The organism is Longimycelium tulufanense (genome assembly GCF_014645795.1).
In the GTDB taxonomy this organism is placed as follows: Bacteria; Actinomycetota; Actinomycetes; order Mycobacteriales; family Pseudonocardiaceae; genus Longimycelium; species Longimycelium tulufanense.
The window spans coordinates 87,440-96,406 of record NZ_BMMK01000024.1 but is presented as its reverse complement, the minus strand read 5'-3'; the positions used below and the strand labels follow the sequence as shown (position 1 = coordinate 96,406).

The window sequence follows — 8,967 nt, the reverse complement described above, 5'->3', positions numbered from 1 at the left end:
GGGCCGGGACGCGTTCCTGGAGAAGCGCGATCCGGACTGGTCCCGCTTCCCCTACCACTACTGATTCGTTGTCGGCGGGCGATGTCCGTGATGTCGAGGCCGCGTCAGGTGGTCCCGCTGCCGGTCCCGGCCGGCAGCGGCGCCCTCGCGTTGCTCTCCGCGCTCGAGCGCGCATTGCGCGGCGACGGACCGGTGGTGCTGCCGGTGCCCGCGGCGGAGCGCTCCGCCGCGGGGCGGCTCGTGGCGGCGCTGGGCGGGGTGCTCGCACAGGACGAGGATGACCCCGTCGATCCCACGGCGCTGGTCATCGCGACTTCCGGTTCGACCGGTGAGCCCAAGGGCGTGCTCCTGCCGGCCCGGGCGATCGGGGCTTCGGCTCGGGCGACGCTGGATCGCCTCGGCGGGCCGGGTGGCTGGCTGCTGGCGTTGCCGGCCTGGACGGTGGCCGGAGCCCAGGTGCTGGCGCGCTCGTTGGTGTCCGGCACGGAGCCGAGGGTGATGGACACCTCGGCGGGTTTCCGCCCGGACGGGTTCGCCGACGCGGCCGAGCCGTTGCTGGCACGGTCCGGTCGGCACTACACCGCCCTGGTGCCGACCCAGCTGGCGCGGCTGGTGGCGGCGGGTGGGGCCGGTTTGGAGGCGCTGTGCGCCTTCGATGCCGTGCTGCTGGGTGGGGCCGCGCTCGCGCCGGCCTTGCGGGAGCGGGCGGAGGCTGCCGGGGTGCGGGTCGTGACCACCTACGGCATGAGCGAGACGTGTGGTGGGTGCGTTTACGACGGTCGCCCGCTGGATGGGGTGCGGGTCCGGCTGATCGACGTCGACGCGGGTCGTGCCGGGCGGGTGGTGCTGGGCGGAGCGGTGGTTGCCCGCGGGTACCGGGGGCAACCGGAGCTGACCGCGCGTTGCTTCCGGGCGGGCTCCTTCCACACCGGCGATCTCGGCCGGTGGCGGGGCGACGGCCGCCTGGAGGTGTTGGGCCGGATGGACGACCTGATCAATACCGGAGGGGTGAAAGTTGCCCCGGTGAGTGTGGAACGCGCACTGGCCGCGCAGCCCGGGGTGTTGGAGGTGTGCGTGGTCGGCCTGCCCGACCCGGAGTGGGGGGAGGCGGTGGCCGCGGCCGTGGTCCCGGCGGATGCGGCGGCTCCGCCCTCGGTCCCGGAGCTGCGGGCGGCCGTGCGGGATCGCGTGGGACGAGCCGCCGCGCCCCGGCACGTGGTGTTCGTCCCCGAGCTGCCGCTGCGGGGTCCCGGCAAGGTTGACCGCGACGCCGTGCGCTCAATCCTCACCTCGACGAGCTAGACCGTTGGCCACCAAACGGCGATTCGAACACGCTCCGCAATCGTCCGGTGACGGCTCGTCAGCATTTCCCGCAATCGATCGATCTCAAGTTGCTGGTTCACCAGGCCCGGGTTTCCCTGGCGTCGCAGACGCCACCCGCGTCACACCGCGATCCGACCGGGCGCGGCGCGCGAGGCGGGAACCGGGAGCCGGGCCATGGGAACGTCGGCAGCTCCGCGGCGGGGGCTCGCCCTGCCGACCGTGATCGCCGGGCTGCTCTGCCTGCCGGCCACCCCGGCCGCGACCGCACCCGCCGACTCGCTGAGCTGGGTTGCCGACATCACGGTCGTGGACTCCGACGACAGCAACGTGACGGTTCGGGACGGCGTGCTGCGCCTGGCGGAGACGGAGGCCCGTGCCCTCGGCGCGCGTCGTGGCGGACGAGCCGGGTTCCTCGTGCTTCCGCCGTACGGGCTGTCGCGCGAGGCGAACCGGGTCGCGGCCCGCGTGACCAGCTCGGTGCCACCGTCGGCCGAGCTGGCGGTGGACGTCCGGGGGAAGCGGTCCGGGGGCGGCTGGACGGAGTGGGTCGAGGCGCGACCGGAGGCACCCGCGGTCCTGCCGGAACCGACCACGACGGTGCAGGTGCGGGTGCTGTTGGGTGCCGAGTCCGATGCTGCCGGGCCGGAGCTGCGCCGGCTGGAGCTGACGGCGGACTCGGTGCCGGCCTCCCGCTCGAAGCCGCCCGCCGAGCTGCCGGAGCGGGGGTACACGTTCCGGGTGCATGCCACCCGAGAGGGCTTGGTCGGGGGCACGACGGCCAACGGGCACGTGATCCAACCGCGCGATCACTTCGCCGCGTTGCCGTCCCGGCGCGGTCTCTCCCCGCGGGGTCACGGTGACTACAGCGTGCAGGTCTGCGCCGACAACGGCCGTTGTGAGTGGGCGCCGGTGTGGGACGTCGGGCCGTGGAACACCAGGGACGACTACTGGAACACCCCCGACATCCGGGAGATGTGGCGGGACCTGCCGCACGGGAAGCCGCAGGCCCAGGCCGCGCACATGGAGGGCTACCACGGCGGGCTGGACCAGTTCGGGCGCGTGGTCACCAACCCGTCGGGGATCGACCTGGCCGACGGCACCTACTGGGACGGCCTGAAGCTCGACGAGAACGCCTGGGTGGACGTGACTTACCTGTGGACGGGGTACGGCGTGTTCGGGACCGTGCGCACGTTCGATGAGCCGCTGAGCACGCACCGGGAGCCGAGCCTGGTCGAGGAGACGGAGAACGGGATGGCGGCGCGGGCCGCGCGGGTGCCCGTGGAGTGCGAGACGGTGGGGCCGTGGGTGCACGAAGGCAGCCCGACGCCGAGTAACCGTTGGTTGCGCATCGGGCCCGAGCACTTCGTCGCCAAGGCGTGGGTGACGGTGGACGGGCCCGTTGTGCCCTGCTAGCCGGCGGCCCGGGTCCAGCGTGTCGCGGACCATGACGCAGGATGTTTGCCATGGCCACAGTCGCGCAGTGGATCGAAGGCGCACGTCTGCGCACGCTGCCCAACGCCATCGCCCCGGTGCTGGTGGGAGTCGGTGCGGCGGCCGGGTTGGGCGCGTTCGACGCGGTGCGGGCGATGCTCGCGTTGGTTGTCGCATTGGCGTTGATCGTCGGCGTGAACTACGCCAACGACTATTCCGACGGGGTGCGTGGCACCGACGACGAGCGGGTTGGTCCACTCCGTCTGGTCGGCTCGGGTGTTGCCGAGCCTCCTGTAGTGCTGCGCGCCGCCGTGGCGTGCTTCGCGCTCGCCGCCGTGGCCGGGCTGGTTCTGGTGGCGTTGTCCGGTCAGTGGTGGTTGATCGCCGTGGGGGCGCTGTGCATCGCGGGGGCGTGGTTTTACACTGGCGGGAAACGGCCTTACGGGTACGCGGGTCTCGGCGAGATCGCGGTGTTCGTGTTCTTCGGGCTGGTTGCCGTGCTCGGTACGACGTTCGTGCTGGCGGAACGGGTCACCGGGGTGACGATCGGTGCCGCGGTGGCGGTTGGTGCCTTCTCGTCGGCCGTGCTGGTTGCCAACAACCTGCGCGACATTCCGACCGATGAGCAGGTGGGGAAGCGGACTCTCGCGGTGCTGCTCGGTGATCGTGACACCAGGGCGCTCTACACGGCCCTGGTGATCGTTCCTTTCCTGTTGAGCACGTTGATTGGCCTGCGCAACCCGGCCGCGCTGCTGGGGTTCCTGGCCGTGCCCCTGGTGGTGCCTGCGCTGCGGAGGGTGTTGCGTGGTTTCACGGGGCGCTCCCTGATTCCGGTCCTGCGGGATACCGGGCTCGCAATGCTCGTGTGGTCCACGGCCACCGCTGCCGGCCTCGCTTTCGGCTGACCGTCCTCACCGGACACCGGAGCAGGTTGCCCGGGCCGCCACCGCGGCCAGCGTGCTAGCTCCTGACCAGGGTCTTGGCTGGGGTGGGACGACTGTCGGTCACCGCACTGGCCGGCGCCGGGATCCTGGTAGCGAACAGGGCGAGTAGAGCGAGGACGGCGATCCCGGACGTGACCAGGAATCCCGTGGTGATCGTGGTCGCCTCGATCACCGGCCCGAGCAGGAGCGGTGAGGCGAACTGGCCCGCGAAGCTGCCGGTCGCCGACAGTGACACGGCCTGCCCGCGCAACTCCGGCGGCGCGGTCTCGCCGATCAGCACGGTCAGCGCAGGGAACGCGATTCCGTTGCCGAGTCCGAACAGGACGGGGGCCACCGCGATCAGGGCAAGGTGGTTCGTGGTGCCGAGGAGGAGGAACGTCGACGCCCACAGGGCCACCGCCACCCGCAGGAGGTTGGCATAGCCGAGGCGGGCCCGGACCCTGGCATAGACAAGTCCGACCAGGCTCATGCTCACGGCCGAGCCAACGCTGTAGAGGGAGACGAGGAAAGGCTCGGTGACACCGACCTCGGCGAGCCGCTGTGGGAGGAAGACCACCAATGCGTACAGCAGCAGTGCGGCCGAAATCATCAGCGCGTAGAAGCCGAGGAGCGCGGGGCCCTGTCGCAGCAGGCGCAGCGGACCGCCGGTCGTCGTGCGTTGAGATGCGTCGAGGCGAGGAATTGTCATCAGTACGGCGACGCCGAGTGGGATGCCGATGAGATACACGGCGAAGGCGGCGTGCCACGAGATGCCACCGACGGCTCCGGCCAGCAGGGGCCAGATCAGGCCACCAAGGCTGGTGGTGGTGGAGCGCCAGCCCATGACGCGGTCGCGCTGCGTGCCTTGGTAGAGCGCCAGCAACGCGGTGGTGGTCCCGCTGAACACCGCCGCGGCTCCGACGCCGAAGATCAGTCGGCTCACGATCAGTACCGGATACGACGTGATGAACAGCCCGGAGCCGCCGGCGATCCCGTACAGCACGAGACCGCCAGCTAGCGGCGCCCGGACACCCCAGCGGTCGACGAGCCAGCCGATCAGCGGGCTGGAGACGGCGATGGCCAACCCGTGGGCGGTGATGATCAGGCCGGCCGCTGTGCCGCTGACCCCGAGATCACCCCGGATCACCTCCAGCACGGGCATCACCGTTGCCCCCGCCATCACCCCGAGCGTCGAGACGAACAGGAGGACGGCCAGCGCACCGGGATACCCCACCGGGGACCTGGTCGAGTCAGGTTCGACCATCATCGAGAACCTCCGTTGGAGAGAATGGTGCCCGCAGCCGGACCCGGTCCCGCGTTTGGGCGCTGGCCGCCCCCGCGTCGAGAAGATCGGCGTCCAGCGAGCCCGCAATTGATGCTGGCCACCCTTCAGGTGGGTGAGCCAGAAGTCGTGACACCCGATCCCGTCCTCGCCGCGGGCGGTCGGCAGGTACGGGGGCGCCTTCGCAGAAACGCTGACGGCTGGGATGTGTCCCGCCCAGGAAACTCAGGATCGGTACGGATGCTTGGCCCGGGCCTCCCGCAACGCGGATGCCCACCACAGCAGATGGTTGAGCATCACCTTCGCCGCGGTCCCACACCCCTCCGGATCCTTGGGCACTCCGTCGCTTTCGAACAAGTTCGCCCCTCCGTGGAAGCTGACCGTGTCGCGCACGGTGACCGCGTGGAGCTCGGCGAAGACCAGGCGCAGCTGCTCCACCGCCCGCAGGCCGCCGGCGATCCCGCCGTAGGAGACGAATCCGACCGGCTTGGCACGCCACTCCATGTAGCGCCAGTCGATCAGGTTCTTCAAGGCAGCGGGGAAGCTGTGGTTGTACTCCGGCGTCACCACGACGAACGCGTCCGCCTCGGCCAGCCGTGGGGTGACCTCCGCCAGGACCGCAGCCTCCTCCGGACCTGGTTCCTGCCCGAAGTCCGGCATCCGCATTGGCAGCTTCACGTCGGCCACGTCGATGACGTCGACATCGAACTCGCCGAACTGCCGCGCCTCACTGGCAAACCACTTCCCCACCGTGAGGCCGAACCGGTTCTGCCGGACGCTTCCGATGATCACAGCGAGGCGCATCCGCTCTGGCGGCATGTCCGTTCCTTCCTTGTTCGACCTGCCGTCATCGGGCTCGATACCCGAAACGATCACGCTTCCGACGGTAGAACCTCCATCATGCTTCAGGTCAAGCAGGCTCAGTGCCTGCTTGTCATGTCGCCGGACGTGAGTCGGCAGAGCTGAGGGTGGTAACGCCTGCTGGCCGGGTGAGGAAACCAACGGGACCTGCAGGGAATGCGTTACCCGCAACAGCAGCCTCGACAAATGCAGCCCCAGCTCGGTGAGGCGTTCCACAGCTCGCGCACCAGGGGTGCTCGTAGGGGAGCCGGTCCAGGCGGTCCGTTCCCTCCTCCAGCTCTTGTAAATGTAATCTTGTTTACACCACAGGAGATCTTGACCTCCACCTTGATCGAAGTCCGAGGCTGGAGACCAGGAAACAGCCGCACGACAAGGCGCCCAAGGAGGCTGCCATGACCGGGCATCCCGGCCCACTGCCGCAGATCGACCGTCCCGACGCCGGGCTGGTGCTCATCAGCCGTTGGTACGTCGGCACGCCCGACCAGCAGCGCGCCGTGCTCGACCACAGCCTGGGCCGGTGGGACCAGTTGCCCTGGCCGGACGGTCTGCTGTCGGTCAACGGCTACACCAGCACCGACGGCGACACCGTCATGACCTACGCCCAGTGGACCAGCGACAAGGCATTCCGGCTCTTCGACCAGGCGCGCCCGGCGATCGACGGACCCGTCACCGAGGCATGCCCGGGGTGAGGCCCGTCGGTTTCAAGCGCTACCACCTCTACCGTGGGCTCACTCCGGGCACGCGGTTTTTACTCTCGAGCCCGGTCCGGTTCCCTCCCACGGACCGGGCGTGGCCGGGGAAGACCCCATCATGCCCGGCCCGAACGGCAGTTCCCGATGACTCCCTCAGCCTTACCTCAAGGTAACCAAGCTCCAGCCGCCATATGTGCTCTGCGAAACTCGCGCCCGGCCCACCGTCGGCTCGCAAGGTGCTGTCCGGTCAACGGAACTGCCGCTGCCCGTTCAGGAAGTCATCGGTCTCCAGCAACCGGCTCGTTTCACGCCGGAGCCACCATGCCGTGAGGCCCAGCGCCCCAACAAAGACCAGCACATAGGCGTTGCCGGTCAGGAATGCCAACACAGGCTGATCCGGCTCCAGCGACACCAGACCGCTGTTGGGGATCAGACCGCTCGACGGGCTCGGGAAGTCGGTCAGCCACGCGAACGTGGCTACGTAGAGGACGGCCGCCAAGCCCCAGCAGCTGCTGCTTCCAGTGATCGCTCTGTGTACCAGGAAGACCAAGAGCGGCGCGAACCATACCCAGTGGTGTTGCCAGGAGAACGGTGACACTACCGTCGCGCACAAGCCGCACAGCGTCAGTCCGAGTAGCTCATGACCCCGCCGGTGCGTCGATGAGGCGACTGCAAGGCCGAGCACACCGACCATTCCCGTGCTCGCGAGCCAGACCCATGGCGAGGCGGCTTCTCCAGCTGCGAAACGTTCTAGCATACCGCGCAGGGATTGATTGCCAATCGCCGCGACGTCGGCCACACGGTCGGCAGCGGCGAAGGTGCCGTGAAGCCAGTACTTGACCGCGTCCGAGGGAACGAGCACAAAGCTGGCCACAACGGTAGCGGCGAACGCGACGACGGCCACGCACGCGGCCCGAATTCGTCTGGTGATGGCCAGGTAGACGATAAAGATCAACGGAGTGAGCTTGATCGCGGCGGCGATCCCGACTCCTACGCCCTGCCAGCCAGAACGTCGTCGCCCGAGTAGATCCCATGCCACCAGCGCCAACAGCACGATGTTGATCTGGCCGAGGTAGAAGGTGGTCCGGACCGGCACCAACCAGAAGGCCAGGCCGGTCAGCATCATGGTGAGCCCGAGCAGGCGGGTGTCGGCCCGCATGCCCAGGTGGCGGCCGCACTGCCAGACGACGTACACGAGCAACGCGAGGTTTGCCAGCGTCCATACGATGCGCAGGCCCCAGAGTGGCAGGAAGGCGAGAGGGGCGAACAAGAGCGCCGCAAAAGGCGGGTAGGTGAACTTGAGGTCCGCCACGACTCCGGCGTCGTAGAGCGGGGTGCCGTGCACGACCGTTGCGCCGCCAGCCTGGTAAACCTCCAGGTCGATCATACCCCAATGGGCGCGCGTCCAGACCGCAATCGTGGCAACGTGCGCGACCAAGGCCACGACCAGCACCAGCGGGCCCAATTTCAGGGACCACCGCGGTATATCGCTTCCTTCTCCGCCGTCCGGCGGTTTGGAATCGCAGGAACCAGGCGTTGCTGCATTTGGGTCAGCTACCCTGCGCACGAGTCTCCAAGACCTGTCTGAGGTTGTCACTTCCGATTGCCTCAGCGCCGGACCGGCACCATGACCGCCCGCCCGAGCACAAGGATGGTCAACCCCACATCACGAGAAACACCGTTCCCCCTCGAATCCGGGCACTAAGAGGTCCCACGCAACGCGGAACTGGCGTGGGAGTCGACACTGATCACGGTAGCACCACGAAGCCGACAAAGGTGAAAGACCCTCGCCTCTAGCCCAAACGCCGTAGTTGTTCACCCGGTTAGACCAGGCGGGTCACTACCCAAAGATAGATGCTGGCGCAATCAACATCTGAAATAGGGGATGAGGTGACATCTGTCATATCCCGCCTACCCCGCCACTCATCCCAGGGATTCCCTATCCCAGCAGCGCAGGGTCGAGACACCCGCACCGGCGTCCCAGCACGTCCGCAATCGGTTCCGAAACTAGGCCCGAGCTGGCGATGATGGCAACCGGGGTTCGGGAGGAGATACGACGCGACCGCCCCCAGCCGATCAGATCAAAAGTCCAAGAACCAATGCGAGGGAATCCTATGCGAGCAAAGCGTGTGGTAGCCGCGCTGGGAGCGGCTTTAGCGATGGCTGCGGTTCCTGGTGCCGCGATGGCGGCTACCCCGGACGGTTCCGCCGCGCTGCTCCCGGCTTGCGGCTGGGACCCCAACCCCGCCACCAACCAGGCCTGGTACAACCACTGCACTTCGGATGGCAGCCGCGTGCTCATCCGCGTGGAGGTCCACGCCGGAAGGGGTAGCTCGTACGACAAGTGTGTGCCCCCGGGCCAGACTTACCTCGGCACACTCGATGTAGTGCGGTACGCCTGGTACAAGGGTCAGACCTGCTGAGTCGTCGAGGGACCGGGTGGTGGCCGGATTCT

8 protein-coding genes are annotated in these 8,967 nt (G+C 68.5%); 5 read left to right on the top strand and 3 right to left on the bottom strand.

Features of this window, described 5'->3' with window-relative positions; genetic code table 11:
* Positions 1 to 90 precede the first annotated feature (90 nt).
* The 3 genes from menE (at position 91) to IEY55_RS22195 (ending at position 3,659) form a co-directional block, all read left to right on the top strand.
* Entirely contained in the window at positions 91 to 1,302 is a 1,212-nt protein-coding gene (gene menE / locus IEY55_RS22205) for an o-succinylbenzoate--CoA ligase (RefSeq protein WP_189060450.1), read from the top strand.
* Positions 1,303 to 1,497: 195 nt separating this feature from the next.
* Positions 1,498 to 2,736, top strand: a complete 1,239-nt coding sequence (locus IEY55_RS22200; protein WP_189060449.1) for a DUF8814 domain-containing protein — start codon at positions 1,498 to 1,500, stop codon at positions 2,734 to 2,736.
* A gap of 50 nt (positions 2,737 to 2,786) precedes the next feature.
* Positions 2,787 to 3,659, top strand: coding sequence for a 1,4-dihydroxy-2-naphthoate polyprenyltransferase (locus IEY55_RS22195; RefSeq protein ID WP_189060448.1), 873 nt, complete (start codon positions 2,787 to 2,789; stop codon positions 3,657 to 3,659).
* Between the two features lie 55 nt (positions 3,660 to 3,714).
* On the opposite strand, the gene IEY55_RS22190 is transcribed toward IEY55_RS22195, so the two are convergent.
* Both IEY55_RS22190 and IEY55_RS22185 read right to left on the bottom strand, forming a co-directional pair.
* Complete coding sequence (locus tag IEY55_RS22190; RefSeq protein ID WP_229686632.1) at positions 3,715 to 4,944, bottom strand: MFS transporter; 1,230 nt, start codon at positions 4,942 to 4,944, stop codon at positions 3,715 to 3,717.
* Between the two features lie 240 nt (positions 4,945 to 5,184).
* Complete coding sequence (locus tag IEY55_RS22185) at positions 5,185 to 5,778, bottom strand: NADPH-dependent FMN reductase (protein ID WP_189060467.1); 594 nt, start codon at positions 5,776 to 5,778, stop codon at positions 5,185 to 5,187.
* Positions 5,779 to 6,212: 434 nt separating this feature from the next.
* Between IEY55_RS22185 and IEY55_RS22180 the strand changes: the two genes are divergently transcribed.
* Positions 6,213 to 6,509 carry a hypothetical protein gene (locus tag IEY55_RS22180; RefSeq protein ID WP_189060447.1) on the top strand — a complete coding sequence of 99 codons (297 nt, stop codon included), beginning with the start codon at positions 6,213 to 6,215 and terminating at the stop codon, positions 6,507 to 6,509.
* 250 nt (positions 6,510 to 6,759) lie between these two features.
* Here the strand turns inward: IEY55_RS22180 and IEY55_RS22175 are convergent, their stop codons facing one another.
* On the bottom strand, positions 6,760 to 7,899 hold the full coding sequence (locus tag IEY55_RS22175; protein WP_189060446.1) for a glycosyltransferase 87 family protein: 1,140 nt from the start codon (positions 7,897 to 7,899) through the stop codon (positions 6,760 to 6,762).
* Positions 7,900 to 8,671: 772 nt separating this feature from the next.
* On the opposite strand from IEY55_RS22175, the gene IEY55_RS22170 reads away from it, so the two are divergent.
* Positions 8,672 to 8,935 (top strand): DUF6355 family natural product biosynthesis protein, encoded by a 264-nt coding sequence (locus IEY55_RS22170; RefSeq protein ID WP_189060445.1) that lies wholly within the window; start codon positions 8,672 to 8,674, stop codon positions 8,933 to 8,935.
* Positions 8,936 to 8,967 lie beyond the last annotated feature (32 nt).

Excerpts from the sequence above, each read along its gene's own strand:
- IEY55_RS22195 (WP_189060448.1), top strand. The coding sequence starts at position 2,787 with ATGGCCACAGTCGCGCAGTGGATCGAAGGCGCACGTCTGCGCACGCTG.
- IEY55_RS22175 (WP_189060446.1), bottom strand. The coding sequence starts at position 7,899 with ATGATCGACCTGGAGGTTTACCAGGCTGGCGGCGCAACGGTCGTGCAC.
- IEY55_RS22200 (WP_189060449.1), top strand. The coding sequence starts at position 1,498 with ATGGGAACGTCGGCAGCTCCGCGGCGGGGGCTCGCCCTGCCGACCGTG.
- IEY55_RS22185 (WP_189060467.1), bottom strand. The coding sequence starts at position 5,778 with ATGCCGCCAGAGCGGATGCGCCTCGCTGTGATCATCGGAAGCGTCCGG.
- IEY55_RS22180 (WP_189060447.1), top strand. The coding sequence starts at position 6,213 with ATGACCGGGCATCCCGGCCCACTGCCGCAGATCGACCGTCCCGACGCC.
- IEY55_RS22170 (WP_189060445.1), top strand. The coding sequence starts at position 8,672 with ATGGCTGCGGTTCCTGGTGCCGCGATGGCGGCTACCCCGGACGGTTCC.
- IEY55_RS22190 (WP_229686632.1), bottom strand. The coding sequence starts at position 4,944 with ATGATGGTCGAACCTGACTCGACCAGGTCCCCGGTGGGGTATCCCGGT.
- menE (WP_189060450.1), top strand. The coding sequence starts at position 91 with ATGTCGAGGCCGCGTCAGGTGGTCCCGCTGCCGGTCCCGGCCGGCAGC.